This window comes from Streptomyces sp. NPDC085866 (assembly GCF_044541035.1).
Classification (GTDB): domain Bacteria; phylum Actinomycetota; class Actinomycetes; order Streptomycetales; family Streptomycetaceae; genus Streptomyces.
Genome location: NZ_JBITSQ010000005.1, coordinates 16,673 through 35,187 on the forward strand (window position 1 = coordinate 16,673; position 18,515 = coordinate 35,187).

Here is an 18,515-nt window from a genome sequence, read left to right on the forward strand (position 1 = left end):
CATGGCGTTCATGGCAGAGAACCGCTCCTTTGAACAGCTGGTGGCCGAGGGCGCCGCGGTGCCCACCGAGGGATGGGACTTCTCGTGGTTCGAGGGGCGGGCCACCGAGGCGCGGCCGTCCTGGGGGTACGCACGGTCGGCGGGGGAGCGGCTGGCCCGGGCCGATGCCGCGCTGGACATCCAGACCGGGGGCGGTGAGGTGCTCGACTTCGCCCTGGGCCGGGCGGGGGAGGCCGGGCCGGGGCTGGTCGCGGCCACGGAGGGCTGGCCGCCGAACGTCGCCAAGGCCACCGCCCTGCTGCGGCCGCGCGGTGTGGTGGTCGTCGCCGCGCCGGACGACGCGCCGTTGCCGTTCGCCGACGAGGCCTTCGACCTGGTGCTCAGCCGGCACCCGGTGCGGCCGGACTGGGCGGAGATCGCCCGGGTGCTGCGGCCCGGCGGTACGTACTTCGCCCAGCACGTCGGGCCCAGCAGTGTGTTCGAGCTGGTCGAGTACTTCCTCGGGCGTCAGCCGGACGAGGTGCGCGGCGGCCGTGATCCCGAGCGGGAGCGGAAGGGCGCGGAGGAGGCGGGGCTGGAGGTCGTGGACCTGCGGGCGGAGCGGCTGCGGATGGAGTTCCATGACATCGCCGCCGTCGTGCACTTCCTGCGCAAGGTCGTCTGGATGGTCCCCGGCTTCACCGTCGAGGCGTACGAGCCCCAACTGCGCTCCCTGCACGAGCGGATCGAGAAGGAGGGGCCGTTCGTGGCGCACAGCTCCCGCCATCTCTTCGACGTCCGGAAATCGACCCCCTGACCAATCGGGCCAACAGGGCATTTCGCCAGTCAGTTCACCTGAAGTTCGCTCACGGTTTCCACATCGTTATCGGCGACGGTTCACATCCGTCCCACCCGTCACGTAAGTTCAGACCAAGGTAATTCGCGTGAGCAAAGCTGCGCGGGCGGCACCGCGCAGTGGAGGGGGCTGCGCGGTGCTGCGACATCGGGCCGAAGGTGTACCGGAACCGTCAAGTCACCGTTCGCTGCCCGGGTAGCCCATCGGAGGGATCCTCGGACAACTCGCCGAACTCTCCCCAAGACGCATCAAACCCTCTCGATCTCTCCATATGGGCCCTGATCTCCTGGGATTCCGCTGTGAATCAGCCATGAAATGCCCCTGAATCCATCGTTCCGCGTGCACCGGGGCGTCGTCGGGCGATTTCGGAGAGTAGTTGTATCGCGCCGATGCACACACCATCCCTTACGAAGGGTTATGGTGGAAACCCCCCCTCGGGCCGGTCCGTCTCCCCCCCACGGACCGGCCCGTTTTTTCATGGGGAACTCCCGGAACTTCAGAACAAGGGACGAGCGTCCCAACCCGAGGGGTGCGGGGCTGTAACGACATGCGGCTCCACCGCGTGGGCGCGATCGGCCCCCGCGCAGCGGCACGGACCCACGAATCCGCACCCCTCGACCCCCCCCAAACCCCTTGCCCGAACCAAGCCGACAGCAGGGGTAGGCTCAAAACCCGCCCAACCCCCGGAGGGTCCCGTGAACGTGCGCGACACGCTGCGCAGCCTGCTCGTCAGGCTCTACGCACGCCGGGTGGAAGGTCACCTGGACCACAGCCAGGTGCCCAAGCACATCGGCGTCATCATGGACGGCAACCGCCGCTGGGCGAAGGCCGCCGGCTCCACGACGGTCCACGGCCACCGCGCCGGTGCCGAGAAGATCGAGGAGTTCCTCGGCTGGTGCACCGAGACCGATGTCGAGGTCGTCACCCTGTGGCTGCTGTCCACGGACAACTTCGACCGCCCGCAGGAGGAGCTGGGTCCCCTCCTCGGCATCATCGAGGACGTCGTCCGCACCCTCGCCGCCGACGGCCGCTGGCGGGTGCACCACGTCGGCACCCTCGACCTGCTGCCCTCCGGAATGCAGCGCACCCTCAAGGATGCCGAGGAGACCACGGCCCACGTCGACGGGATAGTGGTCAACGTCGCCATCGGCTACGGCGGCCGCCAGGAGATCGCCGACGCCGTGCGCTCCATGCTCCTCGACGCCCGGGACAAGGGTGTGTCGATGGAGGACCTCGCCGAGTCCGTCGACATCGACATGATCGGCCGTCATCTCTACACGGGCGCCCAGCCCGACCCGGACCTGGTGATCCGCACCAGCGGCGAGCAGCGGCTGTCCGGATTCATGCTGTGGCAGACCGCGCATTCCGAGTACTACTTCTGCGAGGTCTTCTGGCCCGCCTTCCGCAAGGTGGACTTCCTGCGCGCGCTGCGCGACTACGCGGCACGTCACCGCCGTTACGGAGGCTGAGCCGCCGTGAAACACCCCGCCCGTCACCACTGCGGCGGGGTGTTCGGTTCACCCCGGTTGGGGCGCAAGTAACAAGGAGTTCACCGGCGCGCTGTTGGCCGCTTTTGCATGGCGGTGCATGTTCGAGGGCATAAGCCAAGCAGGTCGACGCCCGAACCACGGGCGTCGGATCTCAGCGGGCGGCACGGGGCCGTCCGCCCGGGAGGCCCTTTGCACCAGCCCGACCGTGCGGTCACTGCACGGAAGCAGCCGCGGAGGTCCGGTGTCCGGCCCGCCGTTCGCGGGGGCCAGGGACCGGTCGCAATGCTCCCTCCCTCCCGGCCCGGCTTCCACTTCGTCGCTCCCCGACCTCATCCGAGGGGGTACGTCCTTCCGTGGTGACCAGCACAAAGCGCCACAAGTCAGACCGGCGCACGTATGTTCTCGACACCAGCGTCCTGCTGGCCGACCCGAACGCCCTGACCCGCTTCGACGAGCACGAGGTCGTGCTCCCCATCGTCGTGGTCACGGAGCTGGAGGCCAAGCGGCACCATCCCGAGCTCGGGTACTTCGCCCGTCAGGCCCTGCGCCTGCTGGACGACTACCGGGTCAAGCATGGTCGCCTCGACGCCCCCATCCCGATCGGGGAGCTGGGCGGCACGATCCGTGTCGAGCTCAACCACTCGGACCCCAGCGTGCTGCCCACCGGCTACCGCCTGGGGGACAACGACTCCCGCATCCTCGCGGTGGCCCGGAATCTGCAGGCCGAGGGGTACGACGTCACCGTCGTGTCGAAGGACCTGCCGCTCCGGATCAAGGCCTCCTCCGTCGGTCTGCTGGCCGAGGAGTACCGCGCCGAACTCGCCATCACGGAGAACTCCGGCTGGACCGGAATGTCCGAACTGACACTCCCCGGCGAGCAGGTGGACATCCTCTTCGAGGAAGGACATGTGTACGTCCCGGAGGTCTCCGACCTCCCCGTGCACACTGGCCTGACCATCCAGTCCGAGCGCGGCAAGGCGCTCGGCCGGATCTCCGCCGAGGGCAACGTCCGTCTGGTGCGCGGCGACCGGGAGGCGTTCGGCATCAAGGGCCGCAGCGCCGAGCAGCGCATCGCGCTCGACCTGCTGCTCGACCCGGACGTCGGCATCGTCTCGATGGGCGGCCGGGCCGGCACCGGCAAGTCGGCGCTCGCCCTGTGCGCGGGCCTGGAGGCGGTCCTGGAGCGTCGCCAGCACCAGAAGGTGATGGTCTTCCGGCCGCTGTACGCGGTGGGCGGCCAGGAGCTGGGCTATCTGCCGGGCTCCGAGGCGGAGAAGATGAGCCCCTGGGCGCAGGCCGTCTTCGACACGCTCTCCGCGGTCACCAGCCGCGAGGTCATCGAGGAGGTCACCGCGCGCGGGATGCTGGAGGTCCTGCCCCTGACGCACATCCGGGGCCGCTCCCTGCACGACGCGTTCGTGATCGTCGACGAGGCGCAGTCACTGGAACGGAATGTCCTGCTGACCGTTCTGTCCCGAATCGGCGCGAATTCGCGGGTCGTTCTCACCCACGACGTGGCACAGCGGGACAATCTGCGCGTAGGCCGCTACGACGGCGTGGTCGCCGTCGTGGAGAAGCTGAAGGGGCATCCCCTCTTCGCGCACGTCACGTTGACGCGTTCCGAGAGGTCCCAGATTGCGGCGCTTGTGACCGAAATGCTGGAGGACGGTCACATCTGACGTACATCTGATGTACGTCCGACGCCCGTTGGCGCCGTCCGGCAAAGGTCAAGAGCCTAGCCGGGCGGCGCCTTCGCGTGTGTGGGTTTCCTGAAATCCCCAGGGGCAAACGAGGTGTGAGCTTTCACACGCAACTCGGAATTGCCACCCGGTGTCGGGTTACGGCAGAGTCTCACTCCTGTCAGGCCCCGCATACGACACACCTGTACCCCCAGCGGTACGGCACCACAGAAGCACCACCTTCAACTCCATAGATGTCGTCGTATGCCGCCCGAGCACCACGCGGCGCTCCTCTCGCGGGAGTTGCCCACCGGGCCCGCGCCTCCCGTGACCCCGCAGTTGGGAGGCCAGTGTTCAGGGGCACGATTGCGTCCGCCAGGGTCACCGAAGCGGGCGATGCTGGAAGGAAACCGTGTGAGCCGGATTTCGGTCCGGGGATTCGCAGTGGCCTCGGCCACCGCGGTCACCGCCGTCGGAAGCGTCGTCGGAGTTGCCTCGGGCAGCGTCGCGCAGAACAACAACGACGCCGAGGCGACGGCAGCCGACACCACGCTCCTCGCGGACATACCCGCGGGTCAGCAGGCCCAGGTGCAGACCGCGTCCCTGACGCAGCAGGCCGACGCGCAGGCCATCGCCGCGGACGCGGGCGCCAAGAAGGACGCCGAGGCACTCGCCCGCAAGGCAGCGGCCGAGACCGCCGTCGCGAAGAAGGCGGCCGCCGAGAAGGCGGAGAAGGAAGCCAAGGCCCGCGCGGAGGCGCAGAAGGCGACCACCCGGTCGACCCGCGACTCCTCCAGCTTCCCCGTGCAGAGCAGCTACTCCGTCGCGCAGATCCAGGCGATGGCGCGCCAGATGGTGGCGAGCGGCCAGTTCCAGTGCTTCAGCAACATCGTGGACCACGAGTCCAGCTGGAACTACCGGGCCGTCAACGCCTCCTCCGGTGCCTACGGCCTCTTCCAGGCCCTGCCCGGCTCCAAGATGTCGTCCGTCGGCGCCGACTGGCAGACCAACCCGGCCACGCAGATCAAGTGGGGCCTCAACTACATGAACAGCCGCTACGGCAGCCCCTGTGAGGCCTGGTCGTTCTGGCAGGCCAACCACTGGTACTAGGCGCTCCGCTGGGTTCGGCCGACTGAGCAAGTCCGGGCCGGACGTGGCTGGTCGCGCCGTTCCCCGCGCCCCTTTTGGGGCGCGTCCGGTGGCCTCTCTCAACCCTGCGCAGCCCCTCCCCGTCCTAGGGGGAGGGGCTATCGCCCTGTACGGTCGTACCCGAACGACTCCAGGGGGGAGTGGTGGCGGAGACGCGGGGACGCGGGGGAAGAGGACGGATCATGTCGCGAGTGCCAGGGTGGCTCGGCCGGCTCGGCGCCGGGCTGACCGAGATGAGCGAGCGGCTGGACGAGCGCCGCGCCGAGGTGGAGCAGGACACCGTCCCCGAACCCGCCCTCGCCGAGCGGTCCGCAGACCCGGTGGTGCCCGTGCCCCGGCCCGCCGTTCCGTCCGGTCCCCGACCCGACCCCGCCGAGGCCGTGCCCTGGGGCGTGCGCGTCGCGGCCGAGGCCGGCTGGCGGTTGCTGGTCCTCGCCGGCACCGTGTGGGTCCTCATGCGGGTCATCAGCGCCGTACAACTGGTGGTCTTCGCCTTCGTCATCGCCCTGCTGATCACCGCCCTGCTCCAGCCGACGGTCGCCCGGCTCAGGCGCCGCGGGGTGCCGCGCGGCCCGGCCACCGCGATGACCGCCATCCTCGGCTTCGTGGTCATCGGCCTGATGGGCTGGTTCGTGACCTGGCAGGTCATGGAGAACATCGACACGCTCTCCAACCAGATCCAGGGCGGCATCGACGACCTGCGCAACTGGCTGCTGAAGAGTCCCTTCCACGTCACCGACAAGCAGATCAACCAGATCGCCAAGAACCTCCGCGAGGCGATCGGCGCCAACGCCGACCAGATAACGTCGGCCGGCCTGGAGGGCGTCCAGGTCATCGTCGAGGCCCTGACCGGCATCCTGCTGGTGTTCTTCTCGACGCTGTTCCTGCTCTACGACGGCGAGCGCATCTGGCAGTGGTTCCTGAAGCTGGTGCCCGCCGCGGCCCGCCCCGGTGTGGCCGGCGCCGGCCCCCGCGCCTGGCACACCCTGACGGCCTACGTCCGGGGTACGGTCCTGGTCGCCCTGATCGACGCCATCTGCATCGGCGTCGGCATCTACTGGCTGGATGTGCCGATGGCCGTCCCGCTGGCCGTGTTCATCTTCCTGTTCTCGTTCATCCCGCTCGTGGGCGCGGTCGCTTCCGGCGCGCTCGCGGTGATCGTGGCGCTGGTGACCCAGGGCGTCTTCACGGCCGTCATGACCCTCGTGGTGGTGCTCCTGGTCCAGCAGATCGAGGGGCACGTCCTGCAGCCGTTCATCCTCGGCCGCGCGGTCCGTGTCCACCCGCTCGCGGTGGTCCTCACGGTGGCGACCGGCGGCATGGTGGCGGGCATCGGTGGCGCGGTGGTGGCCGTACCGCTGGTGGCGGTGACGAACACGGTGGTCGGCTATCTGCGGCAGTATTCGCAGGAAGTTCAGCTTCAGTCGGCCGCTCCGCCGCTTGCGGACGATGCCGTTCCGGCCGACGGGGGGTCCGGGGGCGAGGTCCCCGTGGAGGCACACGCACACGTGGAAGACCCCGCCCACGGAGTGTGAGCGGGGTCCTCGGAAAGCCGCGGCCGAACTACTCGGCCAAAGCCGCTTCCGCGTCCAGCGTGACGCCGACCGCCTGAATCACAGAGGCGATCTTGAACGCCTCCTGGACGACCTCACGGTCGACCCCGGCCTTGCGCAGCACCTGCTCGTGCGAGTCCAGGCACAGCCCGCAGCCGTTGATCGCGGAGACCGCGAACGACCACAGCTCGAAGTCGACCTTCTCCACGCCCGGGTTGCCGATGACGTTCATCCGCAGGCCGGCGCGCAGGGTGCCGTACTCGTGGTCGGACAGCAGGTGACGCGTCCGGTAGAAGACGTTGTTCATCGCCATGATCGCGGCCGCGGACTTGGCCGCGGTGTACGCCTCCGGCGTGAGGTTCGCCTTCGCCTCAGGCTCCAGCTCGCGCAGGACGATGGGGGAACGGGAGGCGATGGCGGTCGCCAGCACCGTGCCCCACAGCTGCTGCGCGGGCAGGTCGGAGTTGCCGATGACCGAGCCCAGGTTGAGCTTCAGGTCCTTGGCGTAGTCCGGGACGCGGGACTTCAGCGAGTCGAGCGACATGGGTCACTCACCGGCCAGCAGCGCGACCGGGTCCAGTGTCTCGTCGCCCTTGCTCCAGTTGCACGGGCACAGCTCGTCGGTCTGCAGGGCGTCCAGGACCCGCAGGACCTCCTTGGGGTTACGGCCGACGGAACCGGCGGTCACCATGGAGAACTGGATCTCGTTGTTCTGGTCGACGATGAAGACCGCACGCTTGGCGAAGCCGTCCTCGCCCTCGATGCCCAGGTCGCGCATCAGCTCGTGCTTGGAGTCGGCCATCATCGGGAACGGCAGGTCGCGCAGGTCGTCGTGGTCCTTGCGCCAGGCGTGGTGGACGAACTCGGAGTCACCGGAGAAGCCGAGGACCTGGGCGTCACGGTCGGCGAACTCGTCGTTCAGCTTGCCGAACGCGGCGATCTCGGTCGGGCACACGAAGGTGAAGTCCTTGGGCCAGGCAAAAACGATCTTCCACTTGCCCTCGTAGGTCTTGTGGTTGATCGACTCGAACTCCTTGCCCTTCTCCAGCGAGACGCAGGCGGTCAGTTCGAACTCGGGGAACTTGTCACCGACAGTGAGCACTAGCTCTCCTTGCAGCGAAGAAAAGCCCCTTTTGGGGGCGTTTTCTCGTATGGGTTGGACGTCGTTGATGGTGGCACAGGGTGCATTGATTAGTGAAATAGCTACACTCGGTCGTGTTGATCGGAGGTGGCTATCAGTGACCATCAGTAACGGCAAGCGGAGGCAGCCGAGCCTCGCGCAGCTGCGTGCCTTCGCCGCCGTGGCGGAGCATCTGCACTTCCGGGACGCGGCGGCCGCCATCGGGATGAGCCAGCCCGCCCTGTCCGGTGCGGTCTCGGCGCTGGAGGAGACCCTGGGCGTGACCCTCCTCGAGCGTACGACCCGCAAGGTGCTGCTCTCGCCCGCCGGCGAGCGGCTGGCCGTACGGGCGAAGGCGGTGCTGGACGAGGTCGGGGCGCTGCTGGAGGAGGCCGAGGCGGTCCGGGCGCCGTTCACCGGAGTGCTGCGGCTCGGGGTGATCCCGACCGTCGCGCCGTACCTGCTGCCCACCGTGCTGCGGCTGGTGCACGAGCGGTATCCGCAGCTCGACCTCCAGGTGCACGAGGAGCAGACCGCGAACCTCATCGACGGCCTCAACACCGGCCGGCTCGACCTGCTGTTGCTGGCCGTCCCGCTCGGTGTTCCCGGGGTCGTGGAACTCCCGCTGTTCGACGAGGACTTCGTGCTCGTCACACCGCTGGACCACTGGCTCGGCGGCCGCGAGGGGATCCCGCGCGAGGCCCTGAAGGAACTCAACCTGCTGCTCCTGGACGAGGGGCACTGCCTGCGCGACCAGGCTCTGGACATCTGCCGGGAGGCGGGGCGGGAAATCAAGGGGGCGGGGCGAAGCCCCTCGGTTGAGGGTGGTGGTGGGCGACGGGAGGGCGCGCCGGTCACCACCACGGCCGCCGGGCTCTCCACCCTGGTCCAGCTCGTCGCGGGCGGCCTCGGCTGCACCCTGCTCCCGCGCACCGCCCTCAAGCTGGAGACCACCCGTAGCAGCCAGTTGCTCACCGGCTCCTTCGCGGAGCCCGCCCCGAGCCGCCGTATCGCCCTCGCCATGCGCACCGGCGCGGCCCGCGGCGCGGAGTACGAGGAGCTGGCGACCGCCCTGCGCGAGGCCCTGGGTCCGCTGCCCGTGCGGGTGTGCGACGGCGGCGTCTGAGGGCCGGGCGCCCCCGCACCGGAATCGATCAAATGAGCTTCCGGTAAAGCGAGTCGGACGGCATCAACCGTCAACTTCCGCCAGCTCGGGACAGGTCGGAAAGGCCTGACTGAAATATGCCTACGAACTGATACACATACCCCCTCAGTGCGACGCGTCACGCGTCTGTGCGAAGAGCCAAGGGGAGTGATGTCGGACGTTCGGGACGCCCTGGGCCGTGTCGGCTACGACCGGCTGGCGCACGCCCTCACGACCTGCGGGCACGCGGAGTTCACCGGAGAGCTGCGGGTGTCCGGCAGGCCCGGTGGCACCTTCCACCTGCGGGACGGACTCGTGGTGGCGGCCGAGAGTCCCGGTGCCCCCGGCCCGGAAGTGCTGCTGCTGCGCACCGACCGCATCGACGCCGAGCGGTGGGCCGAGCTGGTCCGGGAGTCCGACGGAGCGCGCTGGCCGGCCGCGGCGCTGGTCGCCCGCGGCTACGCCGGGGCCGCTCAGCTCAGGGTGGTGTGCGTGATGGCGCTCCACGACGCCGTCTTCGCCATCGTCGCGGGCCGGGTGGACGGCTGCGAACGCATCGTCGACACCGAACCGCACGCCCCCGTCACCGTCGGCGAGACCCCGGCCCGGCTGGTGCAGGACGCGGCCCGCAAACTCGCCGCCCTCGCCACCCTGCCGTACCCGGTCGGCCCCGACCGGGAACGCCCGTTGCCCGCCGCGCCGACGGGCCGCCCGCTCACCGAGCTGCAACAGGAGCTGCTCGCCCACGCCGACGGCCGCCGCACCGCGCGTGACCTCGCCTTCTGCGTCGGCCGGGGCGTCTACACGGTCACGGTGGAGGTCGCGCGGATGCTCGCCGAAGGGTTCCTGGAATGCGCCGGCGCGCCCGTGGAGATCCCGGTCCGGCTGCCCCCGGAGGTACGGACCGTACGGCACCGCGACCCACCGCCCGAGCCGCCCCCCGCGCCCACCGTCCTGCCGCGCCGTGAGCCCGGCGCCAGCGGCATCACCGAAGCCCTCGCCCCGCCCAAGAACGGGACGAGCTGGAAAGGGCTCTTCCGGCTGCGGCACACAACCGCCGAGTGAGAGGGGCGGACGGCCCGCCGCGACGGCTGAACCCGATCGAAGAACAAGGGAGTTCCACCAGATGAATCGTGAAGCGCTGGCGCTGGAGATGCGCGGGCTTCGGGAACAGGTGACAGGCATCACCGACACCGCCGTCGCGGCCGCCGACGGCCTGCTCATCGCGGCCGACACCGCCGAGTCGATAGACCCGGAGGGGCTCGCGGCCCTCGCCGCGGCCGGCCTCGGCCTCGCCCGCCGTACCACCGAGTCCACCTCGCGCGGGGTGCTGCGGCAGACGGTGGCCTACGGCAGCCACGGCTGTGCCGCGTTCTACGCCGTCGGCGACACGGCGCTGATGGTCGTGCTCGGTGACGAGGGACTCGACCTGGAGCGCCTGCACCGGGCGACCCGGCCGGCCCTCGACCGCATCGGCTCGATCCTCACCGAGAAGACCACCGAAGGAGTGTGAAGGGATGGCGACGAAGCGTATGACTCCGGGTTTCTCCGACCAGGTGATGAGCCTGGTCAAGACGCTCCGTTCGAACGCGCCCGACTGCGTGGCGGCCGGCGTGGTCGACATGTCCACCGGAATGCTGCTGTCGTACGAGACCGTGGACAACCACCCGCCCGAGGTCCTGGACCTGCTGGCCGGGGCCACCCTCGACCTGTTCCAGGGACGTACGGTCGTGATGATCGAGGACATCTTCAAGGAGCGCCGTGGGGTCACCAACGACACCCACTTCTTCCAGGAGATCCTCGTCAACAGCGACAACCTCACCCACCTGTTCGTCCGGATGAACGAGCAGCAGGACGTCGTCGCGGTCGTCGTCTGCCGTAAGTCGGTGAACGTCGGCATGCTGCTGGCCCAGGCGCGCAGGGTGGTGCGCGAACACAGCCTGTGAGGAACCGGACATGGGCCCCTCCCGGCGGGGAAGGGCCCATGCGGTCGGCCTGCTACTCGGTGCGCAGGCCCTCCGGGCGCATCAGCCGCCACAGTGGCGGCAGGCTGAGCAGGGTGACCACGAGGACGACCGTCGCGCCGATGCCGCTCATCGTCAGCACGCTCGCCCAGTCGACGCCCACCGTCGCGCCCACCATCTTCAGCAGCACCGCGCCCAGCGTCAGCCCCACGGTCGAGGCGAGCAGCAGGCCGAGCGCGATCGGGATCGCCGTCTGCCACAGCACCGAAAGGCTCAGGGTGCGCCGCCGGGTGCCGAAGGCGATCAGCGCCGACAGCAGCATCTTGCGTTCGCGCAGCTGCTCCAGCTGGGACACGAGCAGGCTCGCGCCGATCAGCGCCAGCACGCAGGTGGCGCCGACGAGCAGGCCGGTCCGGATGGAGGTGAACTTCGTGGACTTCTCGGTGGACGCCCACACGATCGTGTCCGCCAGCGGGTCGATCCGGGCCGCCGTGTTGCGCACGTACTCGTGCACGTCCGGCACCGACTCGTCGAGCGACAGGTACACCTGACCGCTGACCAGCTTGGCCATCCGGTGCGGCACGGCGGCGGGGGTCATCAGGAAGCCGCTGTCCATGTTGTCGTTCGGGCCCTTGATCGCACGGACCTGCTTCAGGCCGCTCGGCACGGGCCAGACGAAGTCCCGGCCCTTGGAGAAGCCGTTGCCCGTGTCGAAGTAGAGCTTGCGGCCCGGCTCGGCGAGCTTGGCCGCATCGGCGTCCATCTCCTTGTCCCCGCCCCGCGCCACGAAGACGTCCCCGTCGTGGCAGGAGGTCAGCCGCGCCACCTCGCGCAGCGCTGCGCAGTTGCCGACGGTCACGCTCGTCACGGTCTTCGGCCCGTTCCCGTCGTTCCAGCTCCGGTCGCCCAACTGGAAGTCGCCGAGGGCGGTGGCCTTCCGGACGCCCTTGGTGGCGGCGAACTCGTCGGAGACCGAGAGGAAGGCGCTGCCCCGCGACATCTGGACCTGCATCTGCGTCCGCTCGACGTTCTGGCCGGTGACCTTGGTGTAGTCGCTCTCGACGCCCGCGAACAGCATCTGCAGGGCGACCGCCCCGGCCACCGCGACCGCGATGCCGTTCACCATGCGGGCCGCCGAGCCGCTGTTCAACTGGAGCCGCCGTACCGCCAGTTGCCAGGAGACATTGCCCGAGCCGAGCCGGGCGACCACGGCCTCGACGACCCACGGCAGCAGCGCGGTCACGCCGACGAGCAGCATTAGGACGCCGCCGATCACCAGGTACTGGTTGAACTCGCCGTTCGACCGGCCCTGGCCGATCATCGGGGCGAGCATCGCGAGGCCGCCCAGCGGCAGCAGCATCCGCCACCACAGCCGGCGCCGCGAGGGCTTGGCCGTGCGGACCACGCCCAGCGGCTCGATGACCACCCCGCGCATCGCGAACAGGGTGACCAGGACCGCAGCCGCCGGGACGGTCACGGCGACCAGCAGGGCCAGCGCGGGCGTCGGGTTGAGATAGCTGGGGAACACGCTGATGTCCAGGATCTCGACCGAACCCGCGAGATGACGGCCCAGCAGGAAGAAGGCGGTGCCGAAGACCAGCCCGACCAGGGACCCCGCGAGCGCCTCGCCCGCGGCGATCCGCCGGGTCATCCGGCTGTCGGAGCCGACCAGCCGCAGCGCGGCCAGCCTGCGGTCGCGTCGCTCGCCGCCGAACCGCACGGCCGCGGCGATGAACACGGCGACCGGCATCAGCAGCACCACGAACACGACCAGCACCAGCAGGATCAGCACCGGGTCCGTCTTGTCGGGCGGGCTCGGATGCGGATTCCCGAACGCGGTGATCCGGGCCGTCTGCCAGCCGTTGATGCGCGGTGCCAGGTTCTTCGCGCCGGCGTAGTAGGCGAGTTCGTGCGAGCCGATGAGCCCGGGCTCGCCGATGGTCCCGACCACCCGGTACGGCAGCCGGTCGCGCAGCAGCTTCCCGTCGGCGGAGTCGAGCAGCCGCTTCAGCGCCGGGGAGACGACCATGTCGCCCGGTGCCGGGTACTTGGCCAAGCCCGGTGCGATCGGCGCCCGCGGCCCCTCGGGCTCCACCAGACGGCCGCGGATGTCGGAGCCGTGGTAGTTCGAGTTGGCGTCCGAGATCACCAGGGTGTTGGCGGCCTTCGGCTTGTGCTTCTGGTCGTAGGTGTAGTCCAGGCGGGCCTCGTCGCGCTCGTGCCGTACCGCCAGGGCGTTCGGTATGGCGGTCGTCAGCAGCAGCAGCGCGACGCCGAGCCCGACACCGACCGCCGTCAGCAGCACCCGGACCCAGCCCTCGCGTCCGCCGGCGAAGGCGAACCGGCCCCCCATGGCCAGATCCCTGGACCACTTGGAAATCAAGGGGGTGGCGCGAAGCGCCTCGGATGGGGTGGTGGTGGGAGACGGGTGGGCGTTCATACAGCCCGCTCCATGTCCCGGGACTTCCCGTCGCGTACGACGATCTCGCGGTCGGAGTAGGCGGCCACCCGCGCCTCGTGCGTGACCAGCACCACGGCCGCGTTGGTCGAACGGGCCGCGTCGGTCAGCAGCTCCATCACGCGCTCGCCGTTGAGGGAGTCCAGTGCGCCGGTCGGCTCGTCGGCGAACAGCACCCGGGGCCCGGTGACCAGCGCCCGCGCCACCGCGACGCGCTGTCCCTGACCGCCGGAGACCTCGCCGGGCCGCTTGCCCTTGAGGTTGTCGACCTCGAGGCGCTCCATCCAGCCCAGTGCCGCCCTCTCGGCCGCCTTGCGGGAGGTTCCGTTCAGTCGCAGCGGAAGCGCCACGTTCTCCACGCAGGTCAGCTCCGGGACGAGCTGCCCGAACTGGAAGACGAAGCCGAACTCGGACCGCCGGAGCGCGCTGCGCTGGGCGTCGCTCATCGTCGCGAGTTCCTGCCCGTTGTAGGTGATCGAGCCCGAGTCCGGCGGCACGATCCCCGCGAGGCAGTGCAGCAGCGTCGACTTGCCCGAGCCGGAGGGGCCCATGATGGCGACGACCTCGCCGGGGTGGATGGAGAACTCGGCGCCGTCGAGCGCGACGGTCTGCCCGTACGCCTTGCGCAGGTCCTGGGCTATGAGCAGGGAACCGGGAGGAGGAGTCACTCGGCCACCTCCGCACGGAGCTTGTCGAGGCGCGCGGCGGTCAGCTCCAGCCAGCGCAGGTCCGCCTCGAGATGGAACAGCGCGTGGTCGCAGATCAGCTGGTCCGCGAGATCGCCCCTGCGCTTGCGGTCGGTCAGGATCCGCATGCTGCGCAGGTGCTCCGAGCGCTGGGTGTCGAGGACGTCGGCCGCGTTCCGGTGGGTCAGCAGCGCCAGCACGACCTTGGTGTAGAGGGTCGACTGGAGGTACTCCTCCGGCTTCTCCGGGGTCGCGAGCCACCGCTCGACGTCCGTGACGCCGGCGTCGGTGATGGCGTACCGCTTGCGCTCGGGCCCGCCGCCCGCCTCGATGCCGTCGACCTCCACGAGGCCGTTCTTCAGCAGCCGGGACATCGTCGAGTAGACCTGGCCGTAGTGCAGCGGCCGGTCGTGACCGAACTTCTCGTCGAAGGCCCGCTTCAGGTCGTAGCCGTGCCGGGGGCCGGACTCCAGGAGTCCTAGAAGGGTGTGACCGATGGACATGGCAACACTCTACACACGGTGTATACGCACCATGTATACGCGGAGTGTGTAGATCATGGCGGGGGGGTACGCGGGGGGGTGCGGAGGTGCAGGTGGGGGCCGATTGTCATGGTTCCGTAACGACAGCCGGCCCGTCCGGGGGCGCCCCCTCTGGGGGAGTCCGAGGGCGAGGCCGTTCAGGTCGACGGGGGTTCGGGGGCGGAGCCCCCGGGCGGCCGCCCGCGCCGCGGCAGCGGTCCCGCCTCCTTCGGAAGTCGCCCGGCGTCGGCCAACGCCTTGCGCAGCAGGAACTCGATCTGCGCGTTGGCCGACCGCAACTCGTCCCCGGCCCACCGCGCCAGTGCCTCGTACACCGACGGGTCCAGCCTCAGCAGCACCTGCTTGCGCTGCTGAGGCCGACGCTGAGGGGCTGAACCCCCGGAGGGGACCGTCACTGGTAGAGGGTCCCGGTGTTCAGGACCGGCTGGGGGGCGCGGTCCCCGCACAGCACCACCATCAGGTTGGACACCATCGCCGCCTTCCGTTCCTCGTCCAGCTCCACGATGTCCCGCTCCGCGATCCGGGCGAGCGCCGCCTCCACCATGCCGACCGCGCCGTCCACGATCTGGCGCCGGGCCGCGACCACCGCACCGGCCTGCTGCCGCTGGAGCATCGCCGAGGCGATCTCCGGAGAGTACGCGAGATGCGTGAAGCGCGACTCGATGATCCGTACTCCGGCCGCCTCCACCCGGGCCTGGAGCTCGACGGCCAGCCGCTCGGTGATCTCCTCGGCGTTGCCGCGCAGCGAGAGGCCGTCCTCCTCGTGGGCGTCGTACGGGTACTCGATGGCGATGTGCCGGACGGCCGTCTCGGTCTGGGTGGCGACGAACTCGGCGTAGTCGTCGACCTCGAACACCGCCTGGGCGGTGTCCTGGACCTTCCAGACCACGACCGCGGCCAGCTCGATCGGGTTGCCGTACGCGTCGTTGACCTTCAGGACGGCGGTCTCGTGGTTGCGCACCCGCGTGGAGATCCGGGTCCGCGAGGTGAAGGGGTTCACCCAGCGCAGGCCGTCCTGCCGGATCGTGCCCCGGTACCGGCCGAAGAGCTGTACGACCCGGGCCTCGCCGGGCGCGACCGTGTTCAGGCCGCGCATCGCGATGATCGCGGCGAGGAAGACGAGGACGCCGCCGGCGATGAGCCCGCCCTTGGCGCCGGACGCGGTGACCGCCGAGGCGGCGGCGAACAGGGCGGCGGCGGTGCCGAGCCCGATCAGGCCGAGGAGCAGGGCGAGCCCGCCCCCGATGCTGTGGGCCTGGAACTCCCGCACGCGTGGCGCGGGCATCTCGGGTACGTCGGCGGTCGCGGATGCGTCATGTGCGGACATGGGTGGATCCCCCGTTCTGGTGATGCCTAGCTTCGGTCTAGCTAAGTGATATCACTTTATGCCCGCAGGCAACCTTGGGCCAGTGATATCCGTCGGTTCCTTTGGGGCGGGTGCTGATTGTCACGTCCGCAAAAGAGCGGATCGGACGCCCTTTGTCATATAGACGGGTGTTAGCTTTCGGAGCTGACCCCGAGAGGAAGCGGAGCGTACAGAGCCATGGGACGAGCGGAAGAGAGACGAGCGCGGCAGCGCGGCCACCGCGCGGCGCCCAAACGCCGCCGCTCCGTCCCCGCGGCCGGTGCCAAGCCCGCCAAGGGCCGAATACGCCGGCTCTTCACCTGGAAGAAGATGCTCGGCACCTTCCTGGGCCTGTGCCTGCTGGGCATCGGCGGTTTCATCGTGCTGTACCTGGTCGTGGACGTCCCGAAGGGCAACGCCGCCGCCAGGCAGGAGAGCAACGTCTACAAGTACAGCGACGGCTCGGTCCTGGCCCGGGTGGGCGAGGTGAACCGCGAGAGCGTGGACCTGGCCAAGGTGCCCAAGGAGGTCCAGCACACCTTCGTCGCAGCGGAGAACAAGTCCTTCTACCACGACTCCGGAATCGACGTGAGGGGCCTGGCCCGAGGCCTGTTCAACACGGTGACCGGCCGGGGAACCCAGGGCGGCTCGACGATCACCCAGCAGTACGTCAAGAACTACTACCTGAACCAGGACCAGACGGTCAGCCGCAAGCTCAAGGAGATGGTCATCTCCCTGAAGGTGGACCGCCGTCTGGGCAAGGACGAGATCCTCGCGGGCTACATCAACACCAGCTACTACGGCCGCAACGCCTATGGCATCCAGGCCGCCTCGCAGGCCTACTACCGCAAGGACGTGTCCAAGCTGACCGTCCAGCAGGGCGCCTACCTCGCCGCGCTGCTCCAGGCGCCGAGCCAGTACGACTGGGCGGTCGCCGGTCCCGTGGGCAAGAGGCTGGTCCAGTCACGCTGGAACTACGTCCTGGACAACATGGTCAAGCAGCACTGGCTCGACCCCGCCGAGCGGCAGTCCATGAACTTCAAGAAGGACGCGCTCCCCAAGGAGCCCAAGGGCACGCCGGGCGAAGAGGGCCAGAAGGGCTACCTGGTCAAGCTCGCCAATCAGCAGCTCGAACAGCAGCTCATGAAGCAACAGGGGATGACGCAGGCCGAGGCGGAGAACGCGGTCGTGGACCGCGGCTGGACCATCACCCTGAACATCGACAAGAAGAAGCAGGCCGCGCTGGAGAAGGCGGTCAAGTCGCAGCTGACCAGCAAGCTGGACAAGAAGAAGCGCAAGGTCGACGGCAACATCCAGGCCGGCGCCGTCTCGGTGAACCCCAAGACCGGCAAGATCGTTGCCATGTACGGCGGTCAGGACTACTTCAAGCACTACTACAGCAACGCGACGCGCCGCGACTACCAGCCCGCCTCGACGTTCAAGCCGGTCATCCTCGCCGCCGCGCTGGAGAACAACGCCACCACGCAGACCGGCAAGCCGATCACCGCGAACACCGTCTACGACGGCACCAGCGGCCGCCAGGTCGTCGACCACGGCAGCAAGGTCGGCTTCGGCCCGCCGAACGAGGACCACGTCAACTACGGACCCATCACCGTCCAGCAGTCGATGAACCAGTCCGTCAACTCGGTCTTCGCCCAGATGGGTGTCGACGTGGGCATGAGCAAGGTGATGGACACGGCCAAGCGGCTCGGCATGGACACCGACGGCATGCAGGCGGTGCCCGCGCAGACGCTGGGCTCGATGGGGGCCAGCCCGCTGGAGATGGCGGGGATCTACGCCACGTTCGACAACCACGGCTACAAGGTGACGCCGGGCATCCTCAAGTCGGCGGAGCAGAAGGGCCGTTCGGTCGCCATCCCCGACCCGATCGGCAGCCAGGTCATCAGCCGCACGGCCGCCGACACGGTGACCTCCGTGCTGACCGGCGTGGTCGACGACGGTACGGCCAAGAAGAACGTGGCGAACAACCCGCTGCGCAACGGCCAGCAGGTGGCGGGCAAGACCGGTACCTCCGACGAGAACAAGTCCGCCTGGTTCACCGGCTACACGCCCGACCTGGTCACCTCCGTCGGCCTGTTCGGTGAGGACAACAAGAGCAAGGCCCACGTGTCCATGATGGGCGCCACCGGCCTGCTGCCGTCCCCCGGCCGCGTCAACGGCGGCACCTATCCCGCGCAGATCTGGGCGGCTTACACGTTCGGCGTCACGGGCGAGGCCAAGTTCGACCTGAACACCACTCAGGGCGCGGCCGTCCAGCCGACGGACACGCCGACCTTCAGCCAGACCCCGTCCCAGACCCCCTCGAACACCCCGAGCAGCGCTCCGCCGACGTCCACGACCCCGTCCACGACGCCGACGCAGACACCCACCCAGACGCCGACCACCGGCGCCCCGACCACGGGGACCCCGACCACCGGGGCTCCGACCACCGGGACGCCGACGGGAGACGCCACGGACAATCCGCTCGACGAAGGCAACGGCGGGACCGGCCAGTAGGTCCGCGCACGCCAAGGGCGCCCGGGGACTCCC

General features: G+C 69.4%; 17 protein-coding genes. 10 read left to right on the forward strand and 7 right to left on the reverse strand.

What is annotated here, in order from left to right; all coding sequences use genetic code 11:
• Positions 1 to 10: 10 nt before the first annotated feature.
• The 5 genes from ACIF83_RS13120 to ACIF83_RS13140 all read left to right on the forward strand — a co-directional run bounded on the left by ACIF83_RS13120 (position 11) and on the right by ACIF83_RS13140 (position 6,688).
• On the forward strand, positions 11 to 796 hold the full coding sequence (locus ACIF83_RS13120) for a class I SAM-dependent methyltransferase (protein WP_398137142.1): 786 nt from the start codon (positions 11 to 13) through the stop codon (positions 794 to 796).
• Between the two features lie 734 nt (positions 797 to 1,530).
• Complete coding sequence (locus ACIF83_RS13125) at positions 1,531 to 2,304, forward strand: isoprenyl transferase (RefSeq protein WP_393468400.1); 774 nt, start codon at positions 1,531 to 1,533, stop codon at positions 2,302 to 2,304.
• A 374-nt stretch (positions 2,305 to 2,678) separates the two neighbouring features.
• Positions 2,679 to 4,004 (forward strand): PhoH family protein, encoded by a 1,326-nt coding sequence (locus tag ACIF83_RS13130; RefSeq protein ID WP_393468403.1) that lies wholly within the window; start codon positions 2,679 to 2,681, stop codon positions 4,002 to 4,004.
• A 396-nt stretch (positions 4,005 to 4,400) separates the two neighbouring features.
• Positions 4,401 to 5,114: a transglycosylase SLT domain-containing protein gene (locus tag ACIF83_RS13135; RefSeq protein WP_399726348.1), complete on the forward strand. Its 714-nt coding sequence runs from the start codon at positions 4,401 to 4,403 to the stop codon at positions 5,112 to 5,114.
• A gap of 221 nt (positions 5,115 to 5,335) precedes the next feature.
• Entirely contained in the window at positions 5,336 to 6,688 is a 1,353-nt protein-coding gene (locus tag ACIF83_RS13140) for an AI-2E family transporter (RefSeq protein WP_399726351.1), read from the forward strand.
• A 28-nt stretch (positions 6,689 to 6,716) separates the two neighbouring features.
• Here the strand turns inward: ACIF83_RS13140 and ACIF83_RS13145 are convergent, their stop codons facing one another.
• Entirely contained in the window at positions 6,717 to 7,250 is a 534-nt protein-coding gene (locus tag ACIF83_RS13145) for an alkyl hydroperoxide reductase (RefSeq protein ID WP_393468410.1), read from the reverse strand.
• Positions 7,251 to 7,253: 3 nt separating this feature from the next.
• Positions 7,254 to 7,808: a peroxiredoxin gene (locus ACIF83_RS13150; protein WP_393468413.1), complete on the reverse strand. Its 555-nt coding sequence runs from the start codon at positions 7,806 to 7,808 to the stop codon at positions 7,254 to 7,256.
• 136 nt (positions 7,809 to 7,944) lie between these two features.
• On the opposite strand from ACIF83_RS13150, the gene ACIF83_RS13155 reads away from it, so the two are divergent.
• The 4 genes from ACIF83_RS13155 to ACIF83_RS13170 all read left to right on the forward strand — a co-directional run bounded on the left by ACIF83_RS13155 (position 7,945) and on the right by ACIF83_RS13170 (position 10,916).
• Positions 7,945 to 8,952: a hydrogen peroxide-inducible genes activator gene (locus ACIF83_RS13155; RefSeq protein WP_393468416.1), complete on the forward strand. Its 1,008-nt coding sequence runs from the start codon at positions 7,945 to 7,947 to the stop codon at positions 8,950 to 8,952.
• Positions 8,953 to 9,141: 189 nt separating this feature from the next.
• Positions 9,142 to 10,035, forward strand: a complete 894-nt coding sequence (locus ACIF83_RS13160) for a MarR family transcriptional regulator (RefSeq protein WP_399726355.1) — start codon at positions 9,142 to 9,144, stop codon at positions 10,033 to 10,035.
• 61 nt (positions 10,036 to 10,096) lie between these two features.
• Positions 10,097 to 10,483: a roadblock/LC7 domain-containing protein gene (locus tag ACIF83_RS13165; protein ID WP_399726358.1), complete on the forward strand. Its 387-nt coding sequence runs from the start codon at positions 10,097 to 10,099 to the stop codon at positions 10,481 to 10,483.
• Between the two features lie 4 nt (positions 10,484 to 10,487).
• A complete protein-coding gene (locus tag ACIF83_RS13170; protein ID WP_393468424.1) occupies positions 10,488 to 10,916 on the forward strand; it encodes a hypothetical protein in 429 nt (142 codons plus the stop codon).
• A gap of 52 nt (positions 10,917 to 10,968) precedes the next feature.
• Here the strand turns inward: ACIF83_RS13170 and ACIF83_RS13175 are convergent, their stop codons facing one another.
• The 5 genes from ACIF83_RS13175 to ACIF83_RS13195 all read right to left on the reverse strand — a co-directional run bounded on the left by ACIF83_RS13175 (position 10,969) and on the right by ACIF83_RS13195 (position 15,947).
• Complete coding sequence (locus tag ACIF83_RS13175; RefSeq protein WP_399726361.1) at positions 10,969 to 13,287, reverse strand: ABC transporter permease; 2,319 nt, start codon at positions 13,285 to 13,287, stop codon at positions 10,969 to 10,971.
• Between the two features lie 83 nt (positions 13,288 to 13,370).
• Positions 13,371 to 14,060, reverse strand: a complete 690-nt coding sequence (locus ACIF83_RS13180) for an ABC transporter ATP-binding protein (protein WP_399726364.1) — start codon at positions 14,058 to 14,060, stop codon at positions 13,371 to 13,373.
• Entirely contained in the window at positions 14,057 to 14,581 is a 525-nt protein-coding gene (locus ACIF83_RS13185; protein WP_393468433.1) for a PadR family transcriptional regulator, read from the reverse strand. Before ACIF83_RS13185 ends, ACIF83_RS13180 begins: the two co-directional genes overlap by 4 nt.
• Before the next feature lie 176 nt (positions 14,582 to 14,757).
• Complete coding sequence (locus ACIF83_RS13190) at positions 14,758 to 15,015, reverse strand: hypothetical protein (protein WP_393468436.1); 258 nt, start codon at positions 15,013 to 15,015, stop codon at positions 14,758 to 14,760.
• Positions 15,012 to 15,947 carry an SPFH domain-containing protein gene (locus ACIF83_RS13195; RefSeq protein ID WP_398137146.1) on the reverse strand — a complete coding sequence of 312 codons (936 nt, stop codon included), beginning with the start codon at positions 15,945 to 15,947 and terminating at the stop codon, positions 15,012 to 15,014. Before ACIF83_RS13195 ends, ACIF83_RS13190 begins: the two co-directional genes overlap by 4 nt.
• Positions 15,948 to 16,163: 216 nt before the next feature.
• Here ACIF83_RS13195 and ACIF83_RS13200 point away from each other — a divergent pair, with 216 nt between their 5' ends.
• Complete coding sequence (locus tag ACIF83_RS13200) at positions 16,164 to 18,482, forward strand: transglycosylase domain-containing protein (RefSeq protein WP_399726369.1); 2,319 nt, start codon at positions 16,164 to 16,166, stop codon at positions 18,480 to 18,482.
• Positions 18,483 to 18,515: the final 33 nt, after the last annotated feature.